Origin of the sequence: Telluribacter humicola (assembly GCF_017355935.1) — a bacterium.
Lineage (GTDB): Bacteria > Bacteroidota > Bacteroidia > Cytophagales > Spirosomataceae > Telluribacter > Telluribacter humicola.
Window position 1 is genome coordinate 370,873 of sequence record NZ_JAFIQT010000002.1, and the last position, 26,520, is coordinate 397,392.

Below are 26,520 nucleotides of genomic sequence, written 5' to 3' on the forward strand. Positions count from 1 at the left end.
TACTTTTAAATATTATTTGGTAGCTACACACTACTCTGAAACGCTCTTATTGAATGGAAGTATTCTAAAACACTTGCACTAGAACTCATGTACTGGTGCAGGTTTTGCCTTTTCTATATCTTCTAAGTAGTCCAGCATTTTCTGAAAATCTGTATTTGTGGAAATCGTATCCGCAAACTCATGTAATTCGTCTGGAGTCATAGCCACGCCTATTATATTACCGCTACTCATTTCTTCTCCAAAATACAGTGCGTTATATTCTTGATAATACATATAGAACATACATAGACCACTGGTGTGCGCAACAACATCGTAATGTTTTCTTTGAAACCAACTGTCTTCTACCATGCCACTAAGCGCTTTCAAACTTTGTGCAGAGGCTTTGTCACAATCCTTTACTGGCACATATTGAATGTGGCTTGTTTCAAATTTGTACCATAAAAAGGCAAGTGTGAAGAAAAGCAAAAAGCCGAGCGTAACTCGTTTTAATAACTTCCGATTCAAGCTTATCATTTAGTGATTTCTATGAGTCTACGAAAGATGCCATTCCCCCAATAGGTAGTGTAAGAAGATAGTTCCTGATCATACTTCAACTGATCGTTGAACCACACCTTGCTGCTCCGAACTGACTGAGGCATTCGTTAAATCTAGCTGCGAATAGTATCCTCGTCACCCTTTCGCCACTGAATGTAGGTAGTCGTTACTTCCTGGTTCAGCGTTCCATCATGAAGAAAAATACGAATGAAGTATTCATCAATGGATTCGTTACGCATTACTGCAAAATGGCGCGGGGAAGAAAGGTTAGGGTAATACTGCTCTACCTTCTGTCCATCAACGAGGTAGTACAGCCGGATATCATCAGGATTATAATGATTTGGCGTGGAGGGATCTAATAAATTCAGGCCTAGTGTATCTTTAACAATGAGGTGGATCTGCGCGTCTAGATCGATACCAGATATTACTGGCTCTTTGCAAGATGTGAATAGGAGTATGGAAAGGGCGACAAAGAAAAAGGGATATCTCAATAGCTTAGATGGCTTCAATTATAGTTTTATAAATTCCTGTTACAATTTCGCCAAGTACTTCAATTAAAAAGTCACTTCCCAAACCATCCATAAGATTTAACGATACATTAAAATTGCTGTTTGCTATTGATTAGTGCATTGGGTTGTCAATTCTGTTTTTAACTCCAAGATGTTTTGGATAAAATAGTGTCAGTCCAAGCGGCGGTCCTGTCCGCTCAGCCTGCCAGTAGCTACAAGCTAACTCATTTGGTACTAATTGAATTATCCATAATAATGCACCTACTCATTCACGACCAGCGTAGTAATCGAGCGCGGAGGCAGGCTAATGGCCTGATTTAGTTTTCCGCCCGGAAAGGGCTTCATGTTTTCGTCGGGATCAGCTGTGGTAACGTAGCGGGTATAGGTAGTACCTTTCTTACTATTCTTTACATCCAGTTGCAGGCTTCGGGCCTGCGGTTCATAATTAATAGCTACCACTACCAGTTTACCTTTTTCTCCCGCAAAAGCCGATACCATCACCTGCTGTGCTGCTTCTACGGCGGTTAGGTTATCGTTCCGCTGGGTCAGTACCCGGTGCATGCCCGGCCTTACAAACAGGCTATAATGCCCGAGGGCCCAGAGGTTTTTTGTCTGGGAGAAGGTACCGTCCGTATGGTCACTATTCGGTTGCAGGGCTATGAGGTAGTACCGGGTATCAAATTCAGCCCGTCCAGGTTCAAAGGCGTTCCAGAACTGCCAGGCCCCGGCGTTGGCTACGGTTAGGTCCTGGTGGATGATCTTGGCCAGAAACAGACCGCAGTCCATGGCGGAGCGTCGGGCCTTGGTACCTTCCCGGAAGCCGTCGGCCAGCATGGAGTACTCCGATTGCCAGAATCTGACCCCATACTTCGACGCCGTATCAGCTACCTGTTGTCGGATGGCTACTATGGCGCTGTCGCCGTTATCAGTAAAGTAGCTGTGGCCCACCACTAGCTTACGTAGATGGTTCAGACTGCTTAGATTCAACGGGCTGTTTTTGCCGTAAAAATGCTGGATTTGTCGCGAAGTACCTGAGGTACCCCCGTACAGGAAATTGAGCTGGGCGGCTTCGGGGGCAATGATCTGAGCAGACAGTTTTTTTCGTTCCAGCGACTGATCCAGCGCCTTTACTACTCGCGCTATTTCTTCATTTCGCCAGGGGCTGCCTTCCTGCTTGGCTTCCCCGATTTTGCCGGTCCAGTCCCACTGGGGCTCATTGACCGGGCTGATGTACTGAAACTTTAACCCTTCTGCTTCGTAATGATGAAGTACCTCCGTCAGAAAATTGGCGAAGGCATCGTACTTGTCATCTTTCAGGTTGGAGCGGTAGTCTTTTTCCGTTTTAAAACCCAGACCGTTCTTGGTGTACTGTACCGGTGGCGTGTTTGAGAAGGCAATGAGATTTTCCACGCCATAGTGCTTCGCTTTTTTAAGAAACCAGGTATAGCCTACTTGTTTGTTCCAGTCGTAGGTGCCATCCTCATTCAGAAAGCCCTCCACCCGACGGTTCACGTCCCTGATGCCGCTGCTGTCGCCCTGCTCGGCTGTCCCCCCGCCGATGTTGAAGCGCCAGGCCGATAGCCCAATACCCCTGGGGTTGCCCTTTGTGTCACGTTCCCGGCTGAAAAGCAATTCGGCAATTCGTTCTCGCTTCTCGGCCGGCCAGTGTTTGCCGATGCCTTCGGCGTACCAGCAGCCCGCGGCTCCGAAATTATCAATCAGCTGAGCCCGTTTCTTTGGGTCAATAGTAATAACCAGTGGTTTCTGACTTGCTTTTTGTGCCTGGCTTACTTGTGTAGAAAGAGCAGTAAAGACTACTAAAGATAGGATAAAGTACTTTTTCATGAATTTGGTAAATGGGGAGTAGACGGACCGGCTTTGGTCAGGTAGTCGGCTTCAGGAAGAGGCAATAATCCACCACGACTACTCGTATACGACTTCTTCCCGGTTGTATTTCTGCCGGTATTGAACGGGTGAGAGCCCCGTAATTTTCTTGAAAGTAGTTCGGAATGCCTTCGGGTCTGTGTAGCCTACGTTGTACATCACTTCGTTGATGTGCTCGCGCGACGTCTCCAGGCTCATCTTGGCCGCTTCTATCTTTACCCGCTGTATGTATTCTACGATCGAATTGGCCGTAGCCTTCTTGAACCGGCGTTCCAGGTTGCGGCGGCTCAGTGCCAGCCGATCGGCCAGTTCTTCTACGGTAATGCGCTCCTGATAGTTTTGCTCAATGAATTCCTGAGCAGCTTTGATCTCGAGGTCCTCGTGGTCTTTCTGCCCATTAAAAATCACAAAGGGCGACTGGCTGCGGCGCTCAATGTCGATCTGGAAAGCCTTGGACATAAATACGGCCACATCACGTCCCACGTACTTCTCGATCAGGTACAGGATCAGGTTAAGGTACGAGAAGGCACCGCCGCTGGAGTAGATACCCAGTTCGTCGGTAATGATCCGGTCCTGCACCAACTCCACATCCGGGAACATCCGGCGGAAGTCATGGGCCGCCATCCAGTGCGTGGCACATTTGCGACCATTGACCAGGCCCGTAGTAGCCAGCAGAAAAGCACCCACGCACAGACTGGCCACCTCGGTACCTGCCTGGTGCTGGCTGACGATCCAGGGGATAAAGCCCTCATTGGCTTCCAGCGTTTTGACCATATCTCCATCCAGCGCCGGAATGATGATCAGGTCGGTATTGGTGACCTCACTGATCAGCAGATCTGTATTTACGGTATAAATACCCCCGGCTACGGTCACTTCGCGGGCTAGTCCTACCAGTTGTACGTCAAACATGGCAGGAGCTCCCTTACTTTTGAGTAGCTTATTGACTTCGGTAAGTACCTGTCGGGGGCCTTCGACGCTACCTAGAATAGCGCCCTGTGGAACAAGGATGGAGATGTGTTTCATAGGCTCAAATCTATCCAAAAAAGTTGTCGCAATCAACCCCTCAATTGCCGTACTGACACCCCTTTTAAAAAGCTGAATAGCTATAAGTTTGTACTATCCAAACCAGAGAAAGTGTATAGCTGATCTGAGAGTTAGGGATTTTGTACAAAAGAAAACTTTAACTAAACCTTTTAGAATAATGGAAGCAGTAACCGAAACTATGCGTGGTGTAGAAGCACAGGAATTTATAATCACTCGTGTTCTGGATGCTCCGCGCGAGCTGGTATTCAAGGTGTGGACGGAGCAGGAGCATCTGGTCGAGTGGTGGGGACCTAAGGGCATGAACCTGGCTGTGTCAAAGTTAGAGCTATACCCCGGTGGTATGTTTCATTATAACATGGAAGCTCCCAATGGTATGAAAATGTGGGGGCGATTCATCTATCTTGACATCCTGGCTCCTGAGCAGATTCTGTATATCAGTTCTTTCTCGGATGAGGAGGGAGGTCTCGCCCGTGCCCCATTCAGCGCAACCTGGCCGATGGAAGTTCACAATTCGCTTACACTGAAAGAGGAGGGGGGCAAAACAGTCCTGACTCAGAGAAGCATACCCATCAATGCTACGGAGGAGGAGCAAAGGACATTTCAGGGGATGCACAAGTCGCTGGAACAGGGTTTTAACGGCACCTTCGAGCAACTGGAAGCGCATCTGGATAGTGTGCTGAATTCTTAATCACAAACTATCGCTTCTGAATAGTGGAATACTATCTATCATTCTATATTTAATTTCTAATTCCTAAACCAACTACTACCATGGCTACCGTTAACACCTATCTCAACTTCAAGGGCAACACCGAAGAAGCCTTCAACTTTTATAAAACCGTATTTGGAGGTGAATTCCTGGCCTTACAGCGGTTCAAAGATACCCCGGAGGCGGGTAGACTACCAGCTGAAGATCAGGACAAAATCATGCATGTAGCCTTGCCCATCGGAGCTGGCAATGTACTCATGGCCACTGATGCTCTGGAATCCATGGGGCACTCTCTTACGGTTGGTAATAACTTCTCTATATCCATTAATGCCGATAGTGAGTCGGAGGCCGATCAGCTATTTGGTCGACTGGCTGAGGGAGGACAGGTAACGGTACCACTCGAGAAAGCTTTCTGGAATGCCTACTTCGGTATGGTGACGGATAGATTCGGTATTCAATGGATGGTCAACTACGATTACAACTCGCAGAATTAATTAAATATAAAGATTTACTCCATTTTGCAGCCTGCTTACAAGCGCATCATGCTACCTTGTACGCAGGCTTTTTGCTGTCAAAACTTTTAATTAACACGATGCCCCAATTTACCCTATCTCTCTCCAGGTTACTCCTCTTCGTTACAGGCTTTTGCCTGATATTTCTAAGTACTACTTACCATGCCCTTGCCCAGGGCCATACTTCTTCCTTTAAGGTTGTGGCCTTTTTCACCGCCCAGCGCGACCAGGCCCATATCAGCTTTGTGCAGGAGGCGAATCAGTGGTTTTCCAGGATGTCGGCAACACACCATTTTAGCTATGATACTACTTCCAACTGGACTAATCTTAACGAAGCTTTCCTGTCAGACTACCAAGTAGTCTTGTTTCTGGATAGTCGGCCGGAAGATCCGGCGCAGCGAGCAGCTTTTAAGACCTACATGGAGAAGGGAGGAGGCTGGATGGGATTTCATTTTGCGGCCTTTGCCCTTACGCCCTCAGCCTATCCTCAAAACTGGGACTGGTACCACAATGAGTTCCTGGGCTCGGGCTCCTACGGTAGTAATACCTGGCGACCTACTTCCGCGGTATTGCGGGTTGAAAAACAGCATCCGGCTACCCGGCACCTGCCCCGCACTTTCAAATCTTCACCAAACGAATGGTACCGATGGGAAAAGGACTTGCGTACCAATCCGGATATTCAGATCCTGCTGTCCATTGACCCGACCAGCTTTCCGTTGGGTACCGGCCCCAAGCAGCACGAAATATGGCACAGTGGCTACTACCCGGTTGTCTGGACCAACAAAAAGTACCAGATGCTCTACCTGAACATGGGGCACAACGATATCGACTACGAAAAAGGGACCAACAAGACCCTGTCCTATACATTTGAAAATGAGGTACAGAATACCCTGATCCTGGATGGACTATTGTGGCTTGGTGGCAAAAAGCAGGAAAGGAGGAAGTAGGCCGTGTTACCGATTTTCAAAATCGTTTTTATTTAATCAACATCAAACAGATACACCTTGAAACAAAGACTAGCTCAACTCGCACTGGTCGTGGCCGACTACGACGAAGCAATCCAATTCTATACTCAGAAACTCCATTTTGTATTGCTGGAAGATACTTTACTAAGTGAAACCAAACGCTGGGTACGGGTAGCTCCGCCGGGGTCCGAGGGATGCGCGCTACTGTTGGCCAAAGCCGCCAACGAGGAACAGAAAAGCCGGGTCGGGAATCAGACCGGTGGTAGGGTGTTTCTTTTCCTGTACACCGATAATCTTGAGCGGGATTACCAGAACTTACTCCATCACCAAATCCCAATCATGAGGGGACCGGTGCAGGAGCCGTACGGAAAAGTCCTTGTATTCAGTGACCTTTATGGCAACCTCTGGGACCTGATTGAGCCCGTAGAGCAGCCAGTCTGACTGGTTATCTGACAATTAGAGGCTTGATAAAATAAATAGTAGAGTAGTAGCCGGTTAGCTTTGCCGGCTTCTCTGCTTTTATGCCCTAGTAGTACTTTCTTCAAAACCATTCAATCTATGGAAAATCAAGAGATTTCACGGCGGCAGTTCTTTGGCAAATCAGCGCTGGCTCTGGCTGGCTTTAGCCTTCTTACCGAAACTGCATTTGGCGCACCGGCCTATATTAAGAACCTGGGTAAGCCCAACTCCCTGTTCAACGGGGTGCAGGTAGGAGCCATTACCTACTCATGGCGGAGCATGCCCGGCAGTGCCGAAAACATCCTGCAGTACTGTATTGACTGTAACGTGAGCGCCATTGAGCTGATGGGCCCTGCTGCCGAGGAATTTGCCGGAGCACCGGCAGCACCACCGCGTCCCGGAGGTCCGCGTCAGCCCCTGACCGACGAGCAGAAAGCTCAGATGGCAGAGTACCAGAAAAAGATGGCTGACTGGCGCTCGAAGGTCTCCATGGATAAGTTTACGCAGCTCCGGAAGATGTACAACAAGGCCGGTGTGAGTATCTACGGTTTTAAGCCCAATGCCCTGGGTGTAAATAATACCGACGCAGAGGTAGACTACGCTATGCGTGCGGCCAAAGCGCTGGGAGCCAATCAGGTGACGATAGAACTACCTACCAGCGGTGATCAGACCAAGCGACTGGGTGACATTGCAGCCAGAAACAAGGTATACGTAGGCTACCACGGCCATACCCAGCAGACTCCTACCTGGTGGGATGAGGCCCTGGGGCAGTCCAATTACAATGCGATGAACTTCGACATGGGACACTACGTAGCCGCTGGTTATGATCCCATTCCCCTGATTAAGGAGAAGCATCAGCATATCGTAAGCATGCACACAAAGGACCGCAAAAATAAGGAGAATGGTGGCGCCAACCTGCCTTGGGGTGAGGGCGATACGCCCATCGTAGAGGTACTGCAGCTGATGCGGAAGAACAAGTACAAATTCCCGGCTACGGTGGAGCTTGAGTACGAGATTCCGGCCGGTTCGGATGCGGTTAAGGAAGTAGCGAAGTGCGTGGAGTTTGCCCGTAAAGCACTGATGACTACCTAGCAATACTTGAATACTATAACTATAAAGGAGCCCGGTACCTCATAAGGAACCGGGCTCTTCTTTGTTTTATAGCTTCTGTGCGCACCAGGTAGTCATGCAGCGAAGGTTCTGGACATTAGTGGTTTTGATGGGTTCAAAAAGCTCTCCGCCAAGCTCCTGCGTATACGATAGCAGGGTTTGCTCATCGACCAGGTACCGTTCTGATCCATCCGGCAGGTAGTACCGACCCCTGCCCAGACTCTCTACCCGATCCTCAATACCAATGGTAGAGGCCAACCGGGCAAGGAGGTACCCTCCGGGCGCCAGTACCCGCCAGAGCGACCGCACCATGGCATCAAAGTGGGCTTCATCCCGGGCAAAGTGCAGCACCGCACTGCAAATTACCAGATCAAAGGTATTGTCCGGAAATGGCATGTCTTCGACGGGAGCTACCTGAAAATAATCAGGAGGGAGCTGAGGGGCAAGTTGCTGAGCCAGATGTTGTACATTCTGGATGGCCTGCTCGTGCAGGTCTACACCATATACCTCAAAGCCATTTTGCAGGAAGTACAGCAAGTTTCGTCCGCCACCGCAGCCCGCGTCCAGTACGTTCCGGCACGAGTCAAACCTACCTTTAAGCAGTTGATCAAATAGGTAGATATCAATGTTTCCGAAGGCCTGTTGTAGTGTAGTATTCATTCTCTACTAAAAAATGACACAAAAACGCTCCTGTCATCCTAAGCAGGGGAGCAGGAGCGTTTCGTTTAATATTATTGGAAGGAAACAGGTACCTCTACCATCGTTTGATCCCAGCCCATACGCATGACAGCATCATTTGCACCATTTCCTGCTTTGGCAAATTGGATAGAGAAGTTCTCAATGTGCTCACTGGCTTTTTTAACCGGTGCCGTTACCCGAATGACATCCTCGTGCTCTTTGTAGCGGAACGCACCCCAGTAATCTGTTTCATTGTTCAGGATGATGGTCCATTCATTCTCACCAGGGATCGTGAATAGAGAATAAGTACCTGCCTTTACCTTTTTACCCCCAATGGTAGCATCCTGATACAGCTTGATCTCTGTATTTTCGTTAGCACCGGTACGCCATACTTTTCCGTAGGGTACCAGCTTGCCGAATACCTCACGGTCTTTTTTGGGGGGACGACTATAAAGTACCCGTGCCAGTGGCTTTTCTTCACCAGTTTTACGGGTATGGGCAAAATCATCCGGGTAGTAGGCCATTTCCAGTGGACTCTTGTCCAGGCCCCGGAAGGTCTGGGCTTGTGCACAGAAGGTACTCAGGGTTAGAAATCCAAATAGTAACAGTGTCTTTTTCATAATTATAATACGAGTTGGAATTGATAAGGGTTATAAATAATAAGAGCGGTAAAATACGAATCTTTTGTGTGGTCAGGACATAAAAAATACCGGTAAGGGCCGGTATTTTTTATTTTGCTATCCTTCCAACTGAAAGGTCAGCTATATATATTCATTTATTATGGTGTTAGCTTTTTCATACGGGCATTAACCGTTGTAGGTACATAAAGCGGACTCTCCCCCGTACTTTTAGGAAAATCTTCCCGTCCGTTAGGACCAATGAGAGTAGCCTGTATTACATTGGTTTTTGGATCGATGAGCAGAAAGCCTGATTTATTCCCGGCAGTACTCATGGTATAGTACACCTGATCCTTTTTCAGGGGCTCCCCGTTTTTCATTACATCTCTGAATTCATTGAGTCGATTACCCAGTATAACCTTGAGACGCGTGTTCAAAGGTTCGGTTTCCAGCAGGTTGTTTTGAGTAGGCGTTTCGCCAATATGGCTATCCAGGTACTGCATACTCATCTCACCCAGGGCCTCGCTGGTGGCTATGGTATCAAGTGGATTGTCTTCCTGCTCTACCTCATCCTGCCTGGTTACGGGAGTTTCGTTATCAGCCAGGTTCTGAGTTTCGTTATTATTGGTACAGGCTGCCAGACTAAAAAGGGTCAGGGCCAGCATTATTCCTTTTTTCATGGTATTAATCGCTTTGATTGGACATATATGAGTAGCTATATCTCTAAAAAAATCGAGCCATAAAAAAACTGCCCCTTCCGGAAAAGGAAGAGGCAGGGAATATATTAGTAAAGGTAATAGCCTTTAGAGCCTGTCAATCAGCATACCTCCGTCTACTCCGATGACCTGTCCGGTCGAGTAGGGGAAATCGCCGCGAGTGAGGGCCGCTACAGCTTTACCAATGTCCTCCGGAGTACCCCAGCGAGGCTGCAGGGCCAGTCCGTTCTCAAATAGCTGGTTGTATTTATCCTGTACCTTGGAGGTCATATCGGTAGCGATAATGCCCGGACGTACTTCGTAAACGGGTATGCCATATTCCGCCATCCGCACAGCAAAGAGCGAAGCCGTCATGGCTAGTCCGGCTTTGGAAATACAGTACTCACCCCGATTAATAGAGGCCACCGTAGCCGAAATAGAAGTTACGAACACGATCGTAGCCTGAAAGCTGGTATCAGCCTGCCGGGCTTCGGCCATGCGTTTGGCAATGGCCTGGGTGAAGAAGAAAGGGCCTTCCAGGTTGGTTTGCATCACTTCCTGATAACTCTCGGGAGTAGTTTCGAGCAGGTCGAGGCGTTGACGGGGAGCAATACCGGCATTATTGATCAGGACATTGAGCTGACCGAAAGCTGAATAGGCCGTTTCAATGATCTGCGCTCGGTCTTCGGCTACGGCTATGTTACCCTGGCAGTACACAACTTCCACGCCCATACCCCGTAGCTCATTCAGCGTTTCCTGAGCGGCCTCTTCGGGTCGTACTCCGTTAATAGCCAGATTGTACCCTTCGCGGGCCAGGGCTTTGGCGATGCCGAGGCCAATGCCCCGGCTACCGCCTGTAACTAATGCTGTTTTTTTCATGCTTACAGCTCATCAATGTTCACCCAGCACCGCTTTTCCCAGCTCTCGATGCCTTTTTCGGCCAGCTGTACTCCCTTAGCACCTTCTTTCAGTCCCCATGGGAACGGAGTGTCTTTTACCAGGTGCTTCAGGAACAGCTCCCACTGCGCTTTGAAGGCGTTGTCGAAAGGCTCCTGCTGAGGTACTTTAGACCAGCCTTCGTAGAAATTGATCGGCTGCTCGATGTCGGGATTCCATACGGGCTTTGGTGTGTTGCCGTAGTGCTGGATGTAGCACTCGCGCAGACCGGCTACGGCCGATCCCTTGGTACCATCTACCTGTAGGGTAAGCAGGTCGTCGCGGCGTACACGTACGGTCCAGGACGAGTTGAAGTGGGCAATCACGTCACCTTCCAATTCGAAAGTAGCGTAGCAGGCGTCATCGGCGGTACACTTGTAGGGGTTACCCTTTTCGTCAATACGCTCTTCAATATGAGTAGCACCCAGACAGGATACCGCCTTCACATTACCGAACAGGTGGTCCAGTACGTAACGCCAGTGGCAAAGCATATCTACAATGATACCTCCGTCATCTTCCTTGCGGTAGTTCCAGGATGGGCGCTGAGCAGGTACACTATGTCCTTCAAATACCCAGTAGCCAAACTCACCCCGTACCGACAGGATCTTTCCGAAGAAATCATTTTCCATCAATCTTTTAAGCTTGAGCATGCCGGGCAGCCACAGTTTATCCTGTACTACCCCGTGCTTCAGACCGGCAGCTTCGGCGAGTTCATACAGCTCCAGAGCCTCCTCGGTAGTGGTACCGGTTGGTTTTTCGCAGTAGATATGCTTACCCGCCTGGATGGCTTTTTTGATAGCGGGTGCACGGCGACCAGTTACCTGGGCATCAAAGTATACCTGGTAGTTAGGATCAGCCAGAACGGATTCCAGATCGGTTGTATACTTCTGTACCCCGGAGCGCTTGCAAAGTTCCTGCAGCTTGGCTTCGTTACGACCTACCAGAATAGGATCGGGCATGATGACTTCGTCGTCAGAAATCTTAACACCACCCTGCGCGATGATTTCCTTAATAGAGCGCAACAGGTGCTGGTTAGTACCCATACGGCCGGTAACGCCGTTCATGATAATACCAATGGTATGCTGAGTCATGAGAATATTTTTGATTTAGTGAATTAGTGAATTGTCAATTTTCGAATTCTGAATGTCGATTAAATCCTGGAAGCAGTGATCTGGCGGAGCTAAAAGCTAACACCTACTAGCTAACAACTACCTACACATGCGCTACGAATGAATCCGTAATTTTCTTCAGGAACTCGTGCTGGTCTTGCTGCCAGTAAATGTTGGAGAATATCTCTACTTCGCAGAAGCCCTTGAAGCCGGTCTCTTCCACCCACTGACGGATTTGCTTCAGGTTAATGCAGCCTTCGCCCATCAGGCCCCGGTCGTTGAGCAGGTCCAGCGTGTTGACTTTCCAGTCGCATACGTGGTAAGCCAGCAAGTTGCCGTTGGCACCACAGCGGGCTATTTCACCCTGCAGGTTGGGCTCCCACCAGAGGTGATATACATCCACCGCTACCCCTACGTGCGCCGAGCCAATGGCTTCGGCCATATCGTTGGCCTGTTTCAGTGTGTTGATAGCCGAGCGGTCTGCGGCGTACATCGGGTGCAGGGGCTCGATGGCGAGCTTCACGTTCAGTTTTTCGGCCAGGGGCAGTACAGCTTCTATGCCGTCCCGGATCTGCTGACGCGATACGTCCAGCGACTGGTCGGGTGAAGCTCCGCACACCAGCACGATCAGAGGAGCACCCAGCGCGGCGGCTTCTTCCAGCAGCTTGCGGTTGTGATCAATGGCTTTGGCGCGTTCGGTACTGCTGGTGTGGGGAAAGAAGCCACCCCGTACGTACGATACCACATCCAGTCCCGCACTACGGATCAGTTCGCCAGCCCGGTGCGGCCCTATACCCTCAATGGCATTCTGCCACACGCTTATTCCTTTAATGCCAGCCGCGGCATAATTCTCCACGGCCTCCGACAACCCCCAGGGCTTGGTGGTAATCGTATGCACACAGCATCTATCTAGATTCATTTTTGAATGAGTGATTTAGAGAATGAGAGAATGAGTACTTCAGTTAGAGAATGAGAGAATCCTTTCATCATTCACAATTCTCTCATTCTCTCAATCAAAATTATTTAACCGCTCCCAGATAGGTATAGTACGGCTGGTTCTTGTTGATGCGGTGCAGGTACAGCGCTACCTCGCGGGCGTGGTAGTCGCCCCACATGCTCGATTCGCCACAAGGTACCTGCTGTCCTTCGGGGATGTAGTCCCAGCCATTGGGGCGGTGGTATACCGAGTGCAGGAGTAGCCCCTGGTGCTGCGCATCAGCAGACAGGTAGGGCTCCTGGAATAGCGAGTCCACCGCAGTAAGTCCGGCCTGCCAGTAGCGGTTGCCGTCTTCTTGTTGGCCCTGATCCTGGAGGTACTTACCCAGGCGCAGGAGTCCCTGTGAGCCAATGGCGGCCGCTGAGCTATCAACCGGTTCGTAAGCATTGTACGGGTCCGAGGCGCGCTCGGTATAGTCGCCGAGTTTGTAGAGCTGAGGGGCTCCGGTATCCCAGTAGGGGATACCGTCGGCGGCTGTATTTTCTATATAGAAGTCGCAGGTAGCTTTGGCAGCTTTAAGGTAGATAGACTCAATGGCGCTGCGTCCTCCCAAGGAAGCCAGTTCTTCGTCAGAGAAGCTCGCCAGTGACTCTAGTTGCTCGGCAAAGCCTACCATCGCCCAGGCCAGTCCGCGGGTCCAGGTGGTAAAGCCCGAGAAGCCCTGCTGTGAGTTGGGGCTACGGAAGTTGCCGTCGTTGGTATTGAATATACTTTCGTGAGCGGTACGTCCGCGCAGGTCGTAGCTGTCGCGGCCCTCGCCGTAGTACACCGAGTACATAGCCGTAGCGATGGAGTGCTTGGTACCCCGCTCCAGTAGGCTTACCTTCAGGTCGTTTTCGCCCATGAGGCTGTGGCCCAGTCGGTGCGATACCATCAGGGCGCGTACCGAACGAATAGTATCTACAAAGAGAGAGTGCGGACCATTAAACGAATAGATATAACCGCCGTTCTCCACGGGAAGGGTTTTGATATTTGTCCAGCGACGAGCCTGTACCGCACCGGATATTTTGAGAGCAATCTCGTAGAAGTCGCGCTCCCACTTGTTCTCGGGGATGCGCCCCTCGTTCATCAGACGAAGCAGGTTACCGTAGGTACTTACGTTGTTGAAGCCATGGTCGTGTACACCAAAATGTCCTACGTGTGAAGCCATCTGTGCTACGGTATGCTTACGAGCTTCTTCCAGAAATTCCTCTTCTCCGGTAGCATCGTACTGCAGTACCTCGGCTCCGTAACGGAACCCTTCGGTCCATTCGGTCCAGCCGCGGGTGGTGTACTTACCCTGCACCGTAAATACCGGCGAGCCTTTGGTGATGTCGTATTCCTGGTTGATTAACCGGATTTTTTCGGCCGAGAGCTGCCACAACCGGTCGATCTTGGGCTGCAATTGAGCCGCTGAGAGGTCTTCTCTGATCTTCATAAGGTTCTACGATAGTATTATTACGTGATGTATTAGTTGGATAATACAAAGGTAGAACTGTATGAAAGGGGCTTCAAGGTACTTTTTTGCTAGTGACTGGCACTTTTCCGAACTGATACCCGGTATTCATTCGGAGTGAGGCCGGTTTTTCTTTTAAAAATACGGCCGAAGTAAGAAGGGTCTTCTATATGAATGTGATACGAGATTTCCTTGCTGCTCAACTGGGTAAATACCAGCAGCCGCTTGGCCTCCAGCAGGAGTTTATCCAGGATATATTCGCCCGCTGATACGCCTACATGCTTCTTGATGGTTTTACTTAGGTAGTCAGGCGACACGTCCAGAGCGGCGGCGTACTGCTGTACTTCGTGCATTTCCCGAAAGTTCTTCTCCACCATTTCTCGGAATCTACCCGTCAGGTCCGACGTAGGCGCAGGTGACTGGGTACGTACTTCGGTCTGGCGGGCGGCCAGCCGCTGGCACTTTTGCAGGAAGATGTGGAGGTAGGAACCGAGTACAGCGCTATTATCGGTACTGTTCTCTAAGAAATCACCTACCATATTTTCAAGCATGTGCTGAAAGTACTTCTTGGTTTCTTCCGGTAAGGAGAGTACCGGTTCGTGGAGGCCCGTCTGGAAGAATGGTACCTGCGACAAGGGGAGGGACTGCGGAGTGCCATAGAACGAGTAAAACCCTTCTGAAAACGCTACTATATAGCCCCGGCAATCGGCGGTAGGAGTGAGCAGATGTACCTTACCCGGCGGTAGAAAATGAACACTGGGCGCACTGACCGGATACGTACGGAAGTCTACTTCGTGAAAGCCCTGGCCTTCTTCAAAGAACAGGATCTCGTAGTAGCTGTGCCGGTGGGGGGTATTGGTAGGTAAGGGTGTGACGGGCAGCAGACCCGTTGTCTGTGTTTTAGGTTCCGGACTATTCTTGAACCGAAATATCTTCAGGACGGGAGCTTCACCGGCAGCCTTTGGCAGGTTATGGGTAGGCAGTGTATTACTCAGGACTAATTGCTCCATAGGGTAGTGAGGGCTTGGCTATTGGGGCTGCACGGTTTTTTTTCTCCACCGGTCTATGCGCCGGAATAGCCACCAAAGTAGACCCGCAACGAGCAGAAAAGCAATAATTGGTAGAAATATAGCTATTCCGGAGAGAAAGAAGGAGGCAATATTTTCAAATGTAGAAATAACCGGATTGCCCAGCCCGACGGTGGTTTTAGAAGAAGCCAGCCGTAGCAAACCAGTACCTGCCTGTATGAGCCCGGCGCTACCTCCACCTACGATCAGCCCCAGGCCCCACTGGAGTACCGGACTATCTACTTCTACAAATGAAGTGGTCAGTAGTGTACCCGCTGCCACCGACAGGGGAGTGGCTATGGTATCGAGCAGGTTATCAATGAAGGGGATATAATAGGCACCTATCTCGACGATGGTTGCCGTCAGCAAGGCAAAGAAAGCCGGCCAGGTGGCAAGCCAGGCAAAGCCTTCGGTGGGGGTAATCCATCCGTTCATGGTGGCGATGTTGGCCAGTAGCATGGGCACAAAAATGCGGAATCCCGTACTGGCACTTAGCCCCAAACCCAGACAAATACTAAGGAAGAGTTCCATAGAAAGAGTACCTTTGGATGAATTACACAAGTAAAATAGATATATGTCCCAAATCTACCCTCACAGTGACTACTACTCACCCATAGATTGTAGCATTGAGAGGTTAGCTGTAACTTTCGTTCATTTTTTTGTGTTAGAAAAAACATACCAGTAACTACTTTTCTTCACTCGTGAATCAGGAAACCAAAAGCGGCCAAATATTCGATCTGCCTACACTGAAGCGTCTTTACACTTTCGTGGGGCCGTACAAAAAACAATTTTACCTGCTGATCTTTATCATTATGGTCAGTGCGGTACTGGCTCCGGTCATTCCGCTGCTGATCAAGTATACCATAGATGAGCCGATCGCTAATAGTAATTACGACCAGCTGGCCCTGATGCTGGGGATCATGATCGTGGTGTTGGTGGTACAGGGGTTGGTACAGTTTGTCAATACGTACCTGTCGGGCTGGCTCGGGCAGTACATCATCCGCGATATCCGGGTGCAGTTGTACGAGAAGATCGTTAACCTTCGTCTTAAGTTCTTTGATAATACGCCCATCGGCCGGTTAGTAACCCGGACTATTTCGGACATCGAAACCCTCTCAAACGTATTCAGTGACGGTATGGCGGCCATCGCGGGTGATATCCTGCAGCTGGTCCTGATCATATCCGTTATGTTTTATACCGACTGGAAGCTGTCACTGATTAGTCTCTCGATGATCCCGCTGATGCTATTCAGTACCTATGTATTCAAGGAGAAGATCAAGGATGCCTTCAACGAAGTACGGGCGGCGGTTTCTAACCTCAACTCCTTTGTACAGGAGCATATTACAGGTATGAGCATCGTCCAGATATTCAGCAGCGAAAAGATCGAGTACGAAAAGTTCAGAGAGATCAACGTGCAGCACCGCGACTCCAACATCCGGTCTATCCTGTACTATTCTATCTACTTCCCGGTAGCGGACGTCATAGCCGCGGCGGGTACGGGTCTGGTGGTATGGTACGGCTCAAAGCAGATCCTGAACTACGAGGTTACATTCGGTACTGTGACGGCCTTCGTGATGTTCATTAACCTGTTCTTCCGCCCCATCAGGCAACTGGCTGACCGCTTTAATACCTTACAGATGGGGATCGTAAGTACCGATCGTATTCTGAAACTACTGGATAGTGATGAGTATACTGCCAACGAGGGTACGCATAATCCGGATACGATCAAGGGGAATGTGGAATTCAAAAACGTTTGGTTTGCCTACAATGACGAAGATTACGTACTTAAGGATATCAACTTTAAGGTTAACGAAGGCGAAACAGTAGCCTTTGTAGGCGCTACTGGTGCGGGTAAATCATCCATTATCAACCTGCTGAGCCGCTTCTATGATATCAATAAGGGCAATATCTACATCGATGATGTCGAAGTACATGATTTTGAACTGGGTGCTCTTCGTCGCAATATAGGGGTAGTACTACAGGATGTATTCCTGTTCTCGGATACCATCGAGAATAACATTCGCCTGGGAAATCCGGATATTACACACGAAAAGATCATAGAGGCCGCCAAACTGGTAGGAGTACACGAGTTTATTGAGCGCCTGCCCGGCGGCTATGAGTACAACGTGATGGAGCGGGGCTCGACGCTATCAGTAGGGCAGCGGCAGCTGATTTCGTTTGTGCGGGCGATGGTACACGATCCCCGGATTATCGTACTGGATGAGGCTACGTCGTCGGTAGATACCGAAACGGAGGAACTGATCCAGAAGGCCATTGAAAAACTGATGGAAGGCCGTACGGCCATTGTGATTGCTCACCGGCTCTCAACCATTCAGGAGGCAGATAAGATCATAGTAGTAGATAAAGGAGAAATCAAGGAAGAAGGTACCCACGAAAAACTACTCGAGAAGAATGGTTTCTATGCTAACCTATACCGGATGCAGTACAAGGATGTTCTGAAAATAGCCGGTTAACTAGGAGCTTACTGTAAGCTTAGAAATATAAAAAAGGGAAGGCCTCAGCGGCCTTCCCTTTTTAGTTATGCTATCAGAAGTTTCTGCGGATGGAATCATAGCCCGGCAGCGGTGGTGGAGGCGGACCAAAGTCAATCTCTTCCTCGTCAATTTGAACTTCGGTACTATCCGGCTCAAATTCCAGTGAATCAGGTCGGGCTTCGTATACGGGTGTACAATTAATATCCTTGCTGATCGGGAAGCTGGGCTTGGGAAAGGGGCCCCGCTCCAGTCCAACGGCCTTATCCTTATATACCCTCTCCAGGAAGCTGCCTACCAGAGGCAGGGCCGTCTTAGCACCTTCACCCAATCGGGTACTTCGGAAGTGAATACTGCGGTCATCTCCACCCACCCAGGCACCGGCTACCAGTTCGCGGGTAATGGCGATAAACCAGCCGTCGGAGTTATTAGAAGTCGTACCGGTCTTGCCACCGATTTCATTACCGTCCTTGGCTACTTCCGGATACAGCCAGCGTATGCTCGAAGAAGTACCTCCCGATTCTTCTACGCCTCCTTTTAGCATATGCACCATCAGGTAGGCCGACTCGGGCCGGATAGCCTGGCGGTGCTCAGCCACAAACTCCTCTATGACAGCACCATTACGATCTTCGATGCTTGTTACCAGAATAGGTTCGGTGTAAATACCACTGTTGACAAAGGCGCTATATGCGGCAATCATATCGTACAGACTGACATCAAATGGCCCCAGACCTATGGAAGGTACTGGATCCAGCTTGCTACTAATACCTAGTTTCTTAGCGTAGCGGACTACGTTGGAGGCACCTACCTGATCCGTGAGGGAGGCCGTAATGGAGTTAACTGACTGGGCCAGGGCTCTCCGTAAGGTCATGTTGGAGTAGGAAAAGTAACCCGTTGAGTTCTTGGGTCTCCATACCGTCATTTTACCATCCTGCTCCACTTCTTTCTCGAAGGGTTTATCCTGAATCCGGTCACAGGGGCCCAGATTATAGGTGGAGTCGTCAATGGCCGTGGCGTACACAAAAGGCTTAAAGGTTGAACCCGGCTGGCGGCGTCCCTGCTTTACGTGGTCATACTTAAAGAAGTCGTAGTTAAGGTCACCTACCCAGGCTTTGATGTGGCCCGTATACGGATTCATGGCCATCATACCGGCTCTCAGAACCCGCTTGTAGTAGTTGAGCGAGTCCATCGGGCTCCAGAACTTCGTCATCTCGCCACCGGTCTTCCAGTCATACACAACCATCGTGTCTTTCTTGGTAAGATAGTAGTTGACGGAGTCAGGCTGATTAGGGAAGCGGGCGGCCAGAGTCTGGTAGCGGCGGGTACGCTTCACTACGTTTTCCAGAAAGTCCTCAATTTCTTTCCCGCTTTCGTCAACCCACGGATTCTTATTTCCCCAGTGATCCTCAAACACACGTTGTAGCTGCTGCATTTTCTGCGATACGGCATCTTCGGCGTGGGCCTGCATCCGGGAGTCAATAGTGGTATATATTTTCAACCCGTCGGTGTAGAGATCATAGCCATTTTCCTCCCCCCATTTTTTTACAAAGTCCACCACCGCATTTTTGAAGTAGTTGGCGTTGCCGTCATAAGGGGTTTCAAAATTGGTTTTCAGTTCGATAGGTAGCTGGCTGATGGAGTCCGCCTCCTGAGGCTTGATATAGCCGTACTTAGCCATCTGGTTAATTACCACATCCCGCCGCTCCTTGGAGCGCTTCGGGTTACGGATGGGGTTATAGGTAGTCGTTGCCTTCTGCAGACCTACCAGTACGGCGGCTTCCTGTACATTAAGGCTGTCCGGTGCTTTGCTAAAGTAGGATTTGGTGGCTGTGTTGATACCGTAGGTGTTATTACCATAATCGACGGTATTGAAGTACATGGTCAGGATCTCCTGCTTCGTGAAGTTACGCTCCAGTTTTATAGCCGTCAGCCACTCTTTTGTTTTGTAAATAATGGTACGTACTACGGGTACATAGCCCAGTAATCCGCGGGCCGCTGACCTGCGGGTTTTGAATAATTTTTTGGCCAGCTGCTGGGTAATGGTACTTCCACCTCCGCGGTCGGTGTCGCCCGTGACTATTCCTACGGCCACAGCGCCAAGCGCTTTGTAGTCAATGCCCGAGTGGTAAAAAAAGCGAATATCTTCGGTAGCGATCAGTGCCTCTACCAGGTGTGGAGATATCTTTTCGAAAGGTACGGGAGTACGGTTTTCGGTGTAGAACTTACCGATCATCACGCCGTCTGATGTATAGATCTCCGACGACTGCGCTACCTTGGGGTTCTGCAGGTCTTCTACGCTGGGCATGCTGCCCATGAGCCAGAGGAAGTTGGTCTCGACGCAAAAGATGTAAAAAGCAGCGAACAGTAAGCCGTACGCAAAGAACTTCCAGGTGCGTACTATGGGGCGGTAGTAGGGGGAGTTGCGGTCAACGTTACGATCCCAGTATTGCTGCAACCGGCTGTATCTGTAATCTACCTGTGACCTGAATCGATCAACTCGTTCTTTACCAGCAATCCTGTTGGCTAAACCATAGAAAAGATTGCTCAGAAAGGCCTTAATCTGATGTACAAAGTGGTGGAGTACGGTACTTAGTTTTCTAAAAAAAGCTCGTATAGCTTCCATTAATCGAATTAGTTCATTGGGGTCAAATATAACGAAAGCCGAACGATAACTGGTACGTTCGGCTTCATTACATAGTGTATATTATTTCTTTTCGAAGTTCAAAGCTACCCCATTCAGGCAATAACGAAGCCCCGTAGGAGCAGGACCATCCTCAAATACGTGCCCCAAATGACCTCCACAAACCTTGCAAAGTACTTCGGTCCGGACCATCCCAAGTTCATGATCCGCTCTCTCTTCTACATTGTTAGCGTGGAGTGGTTTGTAAAAGCTGGGCCAGCCGGTACCCGATTCAAATTTGTGCTGGGAACTGAACAGAGGTGTACCGCAGGCGGCGCACTTGTAGACTCCTTTCTGCTTATTGGCGTTCAGGGGACTGCTAAAAGCTCGCTCCGTTCCTTTTTCGCGCAGTACAGTGTACTGCATGGCGGTAAGTTGATTTTTCCATTCCTCCTTCGTTTTCTGTACCTGACGAACGGGCTCTTTCTCCTGTTCTTTCTGCTTCTGCGCATTGGTGGTACACGAAAAAGAAAGTAATCCTATAATGGTACTGGCCAAGGTTATTAATCGTATTCTTCTCATGGATAGGTCTTCCTGGTTTATGGTTGTTGTTTATTTATCTCAGATCCCCCGATTTAGTACGTGCGGAGGTATATGATAAGCTCTTAAGGCTTATATAAATAAACGTTGAAACGAAAAGAATGGTTTACTGCCGGCCAACAGGATTATTCTACTTCAATTCAGCAGCTCTCAGCTCGCGGGTCCACAGCTCCTGCCCTTTTACATCGTATACTGTAACTTTCAGAATACGGCCCTGGAGGGGGCCGCTGATGTCGAAGGTGGCAAAGTTACGCTGGATGACTACAGTGCTGGGCTCGAGGGTAGGCTGCGTGAGTTCTGGTCCTACCGGATTGGCGCTACCCGAGGTAAGTGGCGAAATAGTAAAGTCATACAGCGGATAAGTACCAGCCCGATCCAGCTTATGAACCGAGGTGTAGTGACGGTCACCGGTCAGGAATAGGACACCGGGTATCCGGGCATCGGTGATGGCTTTTAGAAACCGTTCCCGCTCGGCAGAATAGTTGGCGTAATTCTCAAAAACGGCCGTTGGATTGATGATTTGCCCACCCGAAACGATAAACTTAAAAGAAGCCGTACTACTGGCCAACGCATCCAGCAACCAGTTGATCTGTGCTTCGCCAAAGTAGTCGCGCTGCGGACTAACTAACTTGTTAGGAGCTTTAAACCAGCGATCATCAAGCAGGAAAAACTGGGCATCATTCCAGGTGAAAGTACCCGTGGTAGCCCCTGGAAATATAAAGTTGGGGTTGCCCCAAAATAGCCGGAATACGTCAGCGGCAGTTTCCTTGAGCCAGAAGGAGCGGTCGGAGTCGTCGGGGCCATAATCGTGGTCGTCCCAGATGGCGTAGTTATGGGTGCTACCCAGGAGGGGCTGCATCTGCGGTAGGGAGCGGGTATGGGTGTAGCGGTGCAGGAAGCCGGTCCGGGAGTTCCAGTCGGGCTCGCGCAGGTAGGTATTATCACCACCCCACAGCATGAAGTCGGGCTTTTTATCAGCGATACTCCCGAATATCTCGTAGCCATCACCGTAGGCACGACCGGGACGGTCATAAGGGGGGGCATTTACATAATTACAGCTACCGATGGCAAACCTGAAGGCGGGCGGGTCACTTCGCCACTGCCAGAGTGGTTGCGTCTGAAACCGTAGCGGGTACTTGATGGCTACTTTTTTACCATCAACATGTACCTCATACTCATACTTTTTGCCGGGTGTAACCTGATCCGCAAACAAACGGACCACGTAGGCAGATTCTTTCCGAGTCAGTACTTCGTCGGTACTTCGCTTTTGAGCCGGTTTGCCTTCTTCCCAGTATTGGATCTTAACCTTGGCGGGCTGGGCGGTCTGAGCCCATAGCATTACTTCCAGCATATCCGAATAGCCTACCATAGGTCCGGATTTGAGCTGAGCAAAAGCGCTATTGAGTGAAACAAGTACTACAAGCAGACTTAACTTCAAGTGCCTGATAGAGGATAATGAATGATGCATAATACTAACTAGGAAATGGCAGAGGCTGATGTACCTCTAAAATAGTACAATGCAAAAATGAGGAAGAAAAATGGAAGCTGGTAATTACTAGCAGATGGAATCAATTATTTAATAGTGGCTAGCGGTACTCATTTCTCTGAAACAGGCGTTTCCACCAGGGTGTCTCTAACGGCCAGCAGCGGGTGGGCGAAAGGGGAGGACGACGAAACAACCCAGCCGACACTCCAAAATAAAAATTGAATACCTTGGGTTTGCCGATATTGAGCAGGGACGTCAGGTGGTCAGTTCCGAACCACAGGGGGCCTACCCGTCCGGCCAGGCCGATCCCCAGCGAGCTGTAGCGGTTCATGAGCGACACCGGTACCGACAGCTCGTACCAGCGGTGCTCGTAGCGGGGGGTAAAGGCCAATACCGATTCGGCTTTCATACCAAAGGCGGATGGACTACGCAGATTCTGTACCCATAGTGTATTGACATACACATTAGGTTTGATGTTATAATCCAGACTAGCCTGGAAAGCCGTAGGCAGAACGGATTTAAAGCTGGCAGGTTGTGGAGCAGGAGCGCCTAAAGAGCTACTTACCGCGGCAAAAAATCCATCACTTCCCTGAAGTTTCTGAAAGTTATCATATCGGAACTCCTTGTCTTCGGCAGTGACTTCCTGTTGTTTTACATAAGTAGGATTGTTGAAATTGACCCGGCCGATATCTGTCAGCGAAACCGCCAGTCGGTACAGATACTTATTTTTAGTGCCATCCCGCTTGCGTATTCCTTTTTCGGTGTAGCTGTACTTATTTACATCCGGACGATACTCATACACTACCCCCAGATCCAGCCCCCAGCCGCTACCGGCCGGATTACCACCCAGCAACCAGCCCGGTGTAGGCCGGAAGTTCTGGAAAGCCCCCTCCGAAGTATAGCCGTAGCGGGTCGTAATATTTGGTAGGCGTATTATTTCTTTTCTATTATTATAGGCCGGATCAGGTACTACCTCAAAGCTGGCGTCCTGGATCTCGGCGTGGGCGTTATACAGCCCAACTAGTCGCTTAACGGTTACGCCAGCCTTAAAGAAATCGGTTTCATCATCGAGTACAACTCCCCCAAAAGAGAAGGCTACCTCGGCTAATCCGTTAAAATGCAGATTACCCTTCTGGTTATCAAATTCCTGATTCATCAGTTCACTTTCGCGGGTACCACCACGCGCCAGTCTGGCTACTGGTTCAGTAACCTGAGTGGTATTGAGTAGCATCCGGGTACGGGAGGTGACAGCCATCCCGTAGCGCCCTCCGGGCAAGGTGACCAGTAGAGAAGGTAATCGTACTTCTGCTCCCACGTTGAGGCGTTTAAGATTACCATTGGATGTTTCGCCAATATAGCTGCGGGGAAAGCGGATCGCTCCCCGCTCATTACGATACTGGTCGGGTACAGTGTTAGTAAGCAGTGAGGCTATTGAAAACGGAGCATTGTACTTGGCATGATTGCCAGCCATATATACCTGAGCTCCCACCAGATTCAGAAAGACACTATGGCGTGAGTCAGCGACAAAGGCAGGATTGTGATACAGTGCCTGAGTACCAGCATAATTACTCATGGCAGCTCCCGGCAAATGTTGCGCCCTTCCCATTGATGCTATTCCTAACCAGCTTACTACTAATACTATTTGGATTTTGCGCATAAAAGCCTTGAAGGAATCACCTGCACGTTAGGAACAGATATCAAACTAAAAGTTATAAATAATACAATATATACTAACAGGATACCTGCTAAAACGTTTTATAAAACTTTATAAGTACTAGTCGGAATAAGACTGGCTACATCAGGCGAAATTTATACAACCAAGCCTAAAAACCAGAATAATTGTGTTTAAATGGTATAAAAATGTAATTTGACTAAAGTTGTTAATTTATTATTTTAATTAAGAGCTAATTGTTAGTAGCTAGTTTGGTAATATGGCTCTTGTGCAATAAATTGTTCGGTAGTATTTGTAGTAGAACCTAATCATATTTTGTGAATATGAATTTTTCCTTCTCCAGTTATCAGAGTGAAAGTTTTTATGATGAAATGTTTGCTCCGGAGGGATCCATACGGCCCGGGTACGAATATCTTAAGAATAAGTTTGAACTACTGACCAGTGAGGATCTGATCAACCGGAGGCTTACGGCAGAGCGGGCGATGCTTTCCCTAGGGATTACTTTTAATGTATATTCCGAAGGGCAAGGGACTGAACGGATCATGCCGCTGGACATTATTCCACGAATAGTACCCAATAGTGAATGGGAGCACCTGGAACGGGGACTGAAGCAGCGTATCAAGGCGCTGAACATGTTTATTCACGATATCTATAACAAGCAGCATATCCTGAAAGATGGGGTAGTACCCAGGGACCTGATTGAGTCCAGCAAGTGCTTTCTGCCGGCTTGTATGGGCCTGAAACCTCCTAAGGGAGTCTGGTGCCATATTACAGGGACTGACCTGATACGGGGAGATGATGGCTCATTTATGGTCCTGGAAGATAACCTGCGTTGTCCTTCGGGGGTCTCCTACATGCTGGAGAATCGTGAGCTATCCAAGCAGATATTTCCGGATGTGCTGGCTCGCACCGGCGTACGGCCCGTATCGGACTATCCGACACGCCTGCTATCCATGCTTCAGTACCTGGCCGACCGCCCTAACCCGACGGTAGCGGTGTTGACACCGGGTATTTATAACTCCGCGTACTTTGAGCATTCGTACCTGGCTCAGCAGATGGGTGTCGAGCTGGTAGATGCACGCGACCTGGTCGTGTCGGACGGATATGTAAAAATGCGTACGACCAATGGCTTACAGATCGTGGATGTCATCTACCGCCGAATTGATGATACATTTATGGACCCGAAAGTCTTCAATCCGGATTCGCTCATTGGTATACCCGGAATATTTGATGTGTACAAGAAGGGCCGGATAGCGCTGGCCAATGCCCCCGGTACGGGTGTGGCCGACGACAAGGTGATCTATGCCTACGTACCCCGCATTATTAAGTACTACCTGCAGGAAGACCCTATTATTTCCAACGTGCAGACCTACATCTGTCGTGAAGAAAGTGACATGAAGTATGTACTTGAAAATATTGAACAACTGGTGGTAAAAGAAGCCAACGAGGCCGGTGGCTATGGTATGCTCATTGGCCCTAAGGCGACCAAAGCGGAGCATGAGTTGTTCCGGCAAAAGATCAAGGACAATCCGCGTAACTACATTGCGCAGCCAACCATTTCACTCTCCCGCGTACCTTGTATGATCGATGACCATGCAGAGGGACGGCACGTGGACCTGCGCCCTTACATCCTGTATGGAGAAGATATCCACGTGATACCAGGAGGACTGACGAGGGTAGCCTTACGCAAGGGCTCGCTCGTTGTAAACTCTTCCCAGGGAGGTGGTGGCAAAGATACCTGGGTATTGTACTGATAACCTGTGGAGTTAAAATAAAAAAGAGCGGCTTCTAGAAGCCGCTCTTTTTTACTGTATACAATGCCTGCGCATATATTAGTTAGAACCTATAACGCGTGCTTTCATCTTGGAATAAAACTTAAGGTTAACGGCCATTTTTACCGGCCCTTTGTTGACTTTACCGGTAACAAAGGTGGTGAATTTGTTGGGGTCGTTCAGCACGAAGTCTTCTAGTTTCTTGAGGTCAGCGGCAGAGGCTGTAACATCGGTTTCCTGACCAGCAATGGCGGGAAGGTTCACATTAGTCATAGTATGAAGTACTACCCGGTTGTTACCGTCCTGATCGCCTACTTCAATGGTGCCGGTAGTAAGTACCTGATCAGAAGGTCCGCCAAAGGATGTAACGGTATACGTAATGCGCTCTACGTCGATGCTATTAATCTTCTTTTTGTACTTACTAAAATCACTGTCACTGTTGGCGTCAACCAGTTTGCTTTCACTGTACGAAGTACTGTTGGTATTGATAGTCAGAGTTTCGTCAAAGTTGGCTGTTGCCTTCACAGTAGGGAAATCCTGGCAGGAGGAAAGCGTGAGCATACCGGTCAGGGCAAGGCTTACGGAGAGGAGACGTTTTTTCATGAGTGAACAAGAGGGTTG

At 49.4% G+C, this 26,520-nt stretch carries 25 protein-coding genes; 7 read left to right on the forward strand and 18 right to left on the reverse strand.

All coding sequences use genetic code 11. The features are described 5' to 3' along the window. Window positions 1–78: 78 nt before the first annotated feature. From JUB14_RS12535 to JUB14_RS12550, 4 genes are all read right to left on the reverse strand, one after another. A complete protein-coding gene (locus JUB14_RS12535) occupies window positions 79–504 on the reverse strand; it encodes a hypothetical protein (protein ID WP_207506474.1) in 426 nt (141 codons plus the stop codon). A gap of 143 nt (window positions 505–647) precedes the next feature. Continuing rightward, a complete protein-coding gene (locus tag JUB14_RS12540; RefSeq protein ID WP_207506475.1) occupies window positions 648–1,025 on the reverse strand; it encodes a hypothetical protein in 378 nt (125 codons plus the stop codon). 279 nt (window positions 1,026–1,304) lie between these two features. Then, entirely contained in the window at window positions 1,305–2,888 is a 1,584-nt protein-coding gene (locus JUB14_RS12545) for a glycoside hydrolase (protein ID WP_207506476.1), read from the reverse strand. A 78-nt stretch (window positions 2,889–2,966) separates the two neighbouring features. Next, complete coding sequence (locus JUB14_RS12550) at window positions 2,967–3,950, reverse strand: GlxA family transcriptional regulator (protein ID WP_207506477.1); 984 nt, start codon at window positions 3,948–3,950, stop codon at window positions 2,967–2,969. Window positions 3,951–4,128: 178 nt separating this feature from the next. Between JUB14_RS12550 and JUB14_RS12555 the strand changes: the two genes are divergently transcribed. The 5 genes from JUB14_RS12555 (at window position 4,129) to JUB14_RS12575 (ending at window position 7,705) form a co-directional block, all read left to right on the forward strand. Continuing rightward, window positions 4,129–4,659, forward strand: coding sequence for an SRPBCC family protein (locus JUB14_RS12555; RefSeq protein WP_229367793.1), 531 nt, complete (start codon window positions 4,129–4,131; stop codon window positions 4,657–4,659). An 80-nt stretch (window positions 4,660–4,739) separates the two neighbouring features. Further along, the gene (locus JUB14_RS12560) at window positions 4,740–5,171 is read left to right on the forward strand and encodes a VOC family protein (RefSeq protein WP_207506479.1); all 432 of its coding nucleotides are present in this window, start codon (window positions 4,740–4,742) and stop codon (window positions 5,169–5,171) included. A gap of 98 nt (window positions 5,172–5,269) precedes the next feature. Continuing rightward, window positions 5,270–6,136 (forward strand): ThuA domain-containing protein, encoded by an 867-nt coding sequence (locus JUB14_RS12565; protein ID WP_207506481.1) that lies wholly within the window; start codon window positions 5,270–5,272, stop codon window positions 6,134–6,136. A gap of 57 nt (window positions 6,137–6,193) precedes the next feature. After that, window positions 6,194–6,595: a VOC family protein gene (locus JUB14_RS12570; protein ID WP_207506483.1), complete on the forward strand. Its 402-nt coding sequence runs from the start codon at window positions 6,194–6,196 to the stop codon at window positions 6,593–6,595. 117 nt (window positions 6,596–6,712) lie between these two features. Then, window positions 6,713–7,705, forward strand: coding sequence for a sugar phosphate isomerase/epimerase family protein (locus JUB14_RS12575; RefSeq protein ID WP_207506485.1), 993 nt, complete (start codon window positions 6,713–6,715; stop codon window positions 7,703–7,705). Window positions 7,706–7,771: 66 nt separating this feature from the next. On the opposite strand, the gene JUB14_RS12580 is transcribed toward JUB14_RS12575, so the two are convergent. From JUB14_RS12580 to JUB14_RS12620, 9 genes are all read right to left on the reverse strand, one after another. Further along, window positions 7,772–8,383, reverse strand: coding sequence for a class I SAM-dependent methyltransferase (locus tag JUB14_RS12580; protein WP_207506487.1), 612 nt, complete (start codon window positions 8,381–8,383; stop codon window positions 7,772–7,774). Window positions 8,384–8,454: 71 nt separating this feature from the next. Further along, window positions 8,455–9,021, reverse strand: a complete 567-nt coding sequence (locus tag JUB14_RS12585) for a DUF2911 domain-containing protein (RefSeq protein WP_207506488.1) — start codon at window positions 9,019–9,021, stop codon at window positions 8,455–8,457. A 158-nt stretch (window positions 9,022–9,179) separates the two neighbouring features. After that, window positions 9,180–9,698: a hypothetical protein gene (locus JUB14_RS12590; RefSeq protein WP_207506489.1), complete on the reverse strand. Its 519-nt coding sequence runs from the start codon at window positions 9,696–9,698 to the stop codon at window positions 9,180–9,182. 123 nt (window positions 9,699–9,821) lie between these two features. Next, window positions 9,822–10,592 carry a 3-ketoacyl-ACP reductase gene (locus JUB14_RS12595; protein WP_207506490.1) on the reverse strand — a complete coding sequence of 257 codons (771 nt, stop codon included), beginning with the start codon at window positions 10,590–10,592 and terminating at the stop codon, window positions 9,822–9,824. A 2-nt stretch (window positions 10,593–10,594) separates the two neighbouring features. After that, a complete protein-coding gene (locus tag JUB14_RS12600) occupies window positions 10,595–11,740 on the reverse strand; it encodes a Gfo/Idh/MocA family protein (RefSeq protein ID WP_207506491.1) in 1,146 nt (381 codons plus the stop codon). A gap of 121 nt (window positions 11,741–11,861) precedes the next feature. Continuing rightward, entirely contained in the window at window positions 11,862–12,677 is an 816-nt protein-coding gene (locus tag JUB14_RS12605; RefSeq protein ID WP_207506492.1) for a sugar phosphate isomerase/epimerase family protein, read from the reverse strand. A gap of 100 nt (window positions 12,678–12,777) precedes the next feature. Then, the gene (locus JUB14_RS12610; protein ID WP_207506493.1) at window positions 12,778–14,172 is read right to left on the reverse strand and encodes a glycosyl hydrolase; all 1,395 of its coding nucleotides are present in this window, start codon (window positions 14,170–14,172) and stop codon (window positions 12,778–12,780) included. A gap of 89 nt (window positions 14,173–14,261) precedes the next feature. Next, entirely contained in the window at window positions 14,262–15,200 is a 939-nt protein-coding gene (locus JUB14_RS12615; protein ID WP_207506494.1) for a helix-turn-helix domain-containing protein, read from the reverse strand. An 18-nt stretch (window positions 15,201–15,218) separates the two neighbouring features. Continuing rightward, the gene (locus tag JUB14_RS12620) at window positions 15,219–15,788 is read right to left on the reverse strand and encodes a DUF4126 domain-containing protein (protein WP_207506496.1); all 570 of its coding nucleotides are present in this window, start codon (window positions 15,786–15,788) and stop codon (window positions 15,219–15,221) included. Between the two features lie 170 nt (window positions 15,789–15,958). Here JUB14_RS12620 and JUB14_RS12625 point away from each other — a divergent pair, with 170 nt between their 5' ends. Beyond that, window positions 15,959–17,731 carry an ABC transporter ATP-binding protein gene (locus tag JUB14_RS12625; RefSeq protein ID WP_207506497.1) on the forward strand — a complete coding sequence of 591 codons (1,773 nt, stop codon included), beginning with the start codon at window positions 15,959–15,961 and terminating at the stop codon, window positions 17,729–17,731. Between the two features lie 73 nt (window positions 17,732–17,804). Here JUB14_RS12625 and JUB14_RS12630 read toward each other — a convergent pair whose 3' ends face one another. From JUB14_RS12630 to JUB14_RS12645, 4 genes are all read right to left on the reverse strand, one after another. Further along, window positions 17,805–20,372, reverse strand: a complete 2,568-nt coding sequence (locus JUB14_RS12630; RefSeq protein WP_207506498.1) for a penicillin-binding protein 1A — start codon at window positions 20,370–20,372, stop codon at window positions 17,805–17,807. A gap of 81 nt (window positions 20,373–20,453) precedes the next feature. Next, on the reverse strand, window positions 20,454–20,951 hold the full coding sequence (msrB, locus tag JUB14_RS12635) for a peptide-methionine (R)-S-oxide reductase MsrB (protein ID WP_207506499.1): 498 nt from the start codon (window positions 20,949–20,951) through the stop codon (window positions 20,454–20,456). Between the two features lie 148 nt (window positions 20,952–21,099). Then, window positions 21,100–22,437: an alkaline phosphatase D family protein gene (locus JUB14_RS12640; RefSeq protein ID WP_207506500.1), complete on the reverse strand. Its 1,338-nt coding sequence runs from the start codon at window positions 22,435–22,437 to the stop codon at window positions 21,100–21,102. A gap of 118 nt (window positions 22,438–22,555) precedes the next feature. Next, a complete protein-coding gene (locus JUB14_RS12645) occupies window positions 22,556–24,028 on the reverse strand; it encodes a DUF5723 family protein (RefSeq protein WP_229367796.1) in 1,473 nt (490 codons plus the stop codon). Between the two features lie 422 nt (window positions 24,029–24,450). Here JUB14_RS12645 and JUB14_RS12650 point away from each other — a divergent pair, with 422 nt between their 5' ends. Continuing rightward, a complete protein-coding gene (locus tag JUB14_RS12650) occupies window positions 24,451–25,881 on the forward strand; it encodes a circularly permuted type 2 ATP-grasp protein (protein WP_207506502.1) in 1,431 nt (476 codons plus the stop codon). Window positions 25,882–25,959: 78 nt separating this feature from the next. Here the strand turns inward: JUB14_RS12650 and JUB14_RS12655 are convergent, their stop codons facing one another. After that, a complete protein-coding gene (locus JUB14_RS12655; protein ID WP_207506503.1) occupies window positions 25,960–26,502 on the reverse strand; it encodes a hypothetical protein in 543 nt (180 codons plus the stop codon). Window positions 26,503–26,520 lie beyond the last annotated feature (18 nt).

Coding starts and splice junctions, on each gene's coding strand:
- JUB14_RS12650 (WP_207506502.1), top strand. CDS start 24,451: ATGAATTTTTCCTTCTCCAGTTATCAGAGTGAAAGTTTTTATGATGAA.
- JUB14_RS12575 (WP_207506485.1), top strand. CDS start 6,713: ATGGAAAATCAAGAGATTTCACGGCGGCAGTTCTTTGGCAAATCAGCG.
- JUB14_RS12580 (WP_207506487.1), bottom strand. CDS start 8,383: ATGAATACTACACTACAACAGGCCTTCGGAAACATTGATATCTACCTA.
- JUB14_RS12585 (WP_207506488.1), bottom strand. CDS start 9,021: ATGAAAAAGACACTGTTACTATTTGGATTTCTAACCCTGAGTACCTTC.
- JUB14_RS12620 (WP_207506496.1), bottom strand. CDS start 15,788: ATGGAACTCTTCCTTAGTATTTGTCTGGGTTTGGGGCTAAGTGCCAGT.
- JUB14_RS12555 (WP_229367793.1), top strand. CDS start 4,129: ATGGAAGCAGTAACCGAAACTATGCGTGGTGTAGAAGCACAGGAATTT.
- JUB14_RS12640 (WP_207506500.1), bottom strand. CDS start 22,437: ATGCATCATTCATTATCCTCTATCAGGCACTTGAAGTTAAGTCTGCTT.
- msrB (WP_207506499.1), bottom strand. CDS start 20,951: ATGAGAAGAATACGATTAATAACCTTGGCCAGTACCATTATAGGATTA.
- JUB14_RS12645 (WP_229367796.1), bottom strand. CDS start 24,028: ATGAGTAATTATGCTGGTACTCAGGCACTGTATCACAATCCTGCCTTT.
- JUB14_RS12615 (WP_207506494.1), bottom strand. CDS start 15,200: ATGGAGCAATTAGTCCTGAGTAATACACTGCCTACCCATAACCTGCCA.
- JUB14_RS12605 (WP_207506492.1), bottom strand. CDS start 12,677: ATGAATCTAGATAGATGCTGTGTGCATACGATTACCACCAAGCCCTGG.
- JUB14_RS12600 (WP_207506491.1), bottom strand. CDS start 11,740: ATGACTCAGCATACCATTGGTATTATCATGAACGGCGTTACCGGCCGT.
- JUB14_RS12560 (WP_207506479.1), top strand. CDS start 4,740: ATGGCTACCGTTAACACCTATCTCAACTTCAAGGGCAACACCGAAGAA.
- JUB14_RS12655 (WP_207506503.1), bottom strand. CDS start 26,502: ATGAAAAAACGTCTCCTCTCCGTAAGCCTTGCCCTGACCGGTATGCTC.
- JUB14_RS12595 (WP_207506490.1), bottom strand. CDS start 10,592: ATGAAAAAAACAGCATTAGTTACAGGCGGTAGCCGGGGCATTGGCCTC.
- JUB14_RS12630 (WP_207506498.1), bottom strand. CDS start 20,372: ATGGAAGCTATACGAGCTTTTTTTAGAAAACTAAGTACCGTACTCCAC.
- JUB14_RS12565 (WP_207506481.1), top strand. CDS start 5,270: ATGCCCCAATTTACCCTATCTCTCTCCAGGTTACTCCTCTTCGTTACA.
- JUB14_RS12545 (WP_207506476.1), bottom strand. CDS start 2,888: ATGAAAAAGTACTTTATCCTATCTTTAGTAGTCTTTACTGCTCTTTCT.
- JUB14_RS12550 (WP_207506477.1), bottom strand. CDS start 3,950: ATGAAACACATCTCCATCCTTGTTCCACAGGGCGCTATTCTAGGTAGC.
- JUB14_RS12590 (WP_207506489.1), bottom strand. CDS start 9,698: ATGAAAAAAGGAATAATGCTGGCCCTGACCCTTTTTAGTCTGGCAGCC.
- JUB14_RS12610 (WP_207506493.1), bottom strand. CDS start 14,172: ATGAAGATCAGAGAAGACCTCTCAGCGGCTCAATTGCAGCCCAAGATC.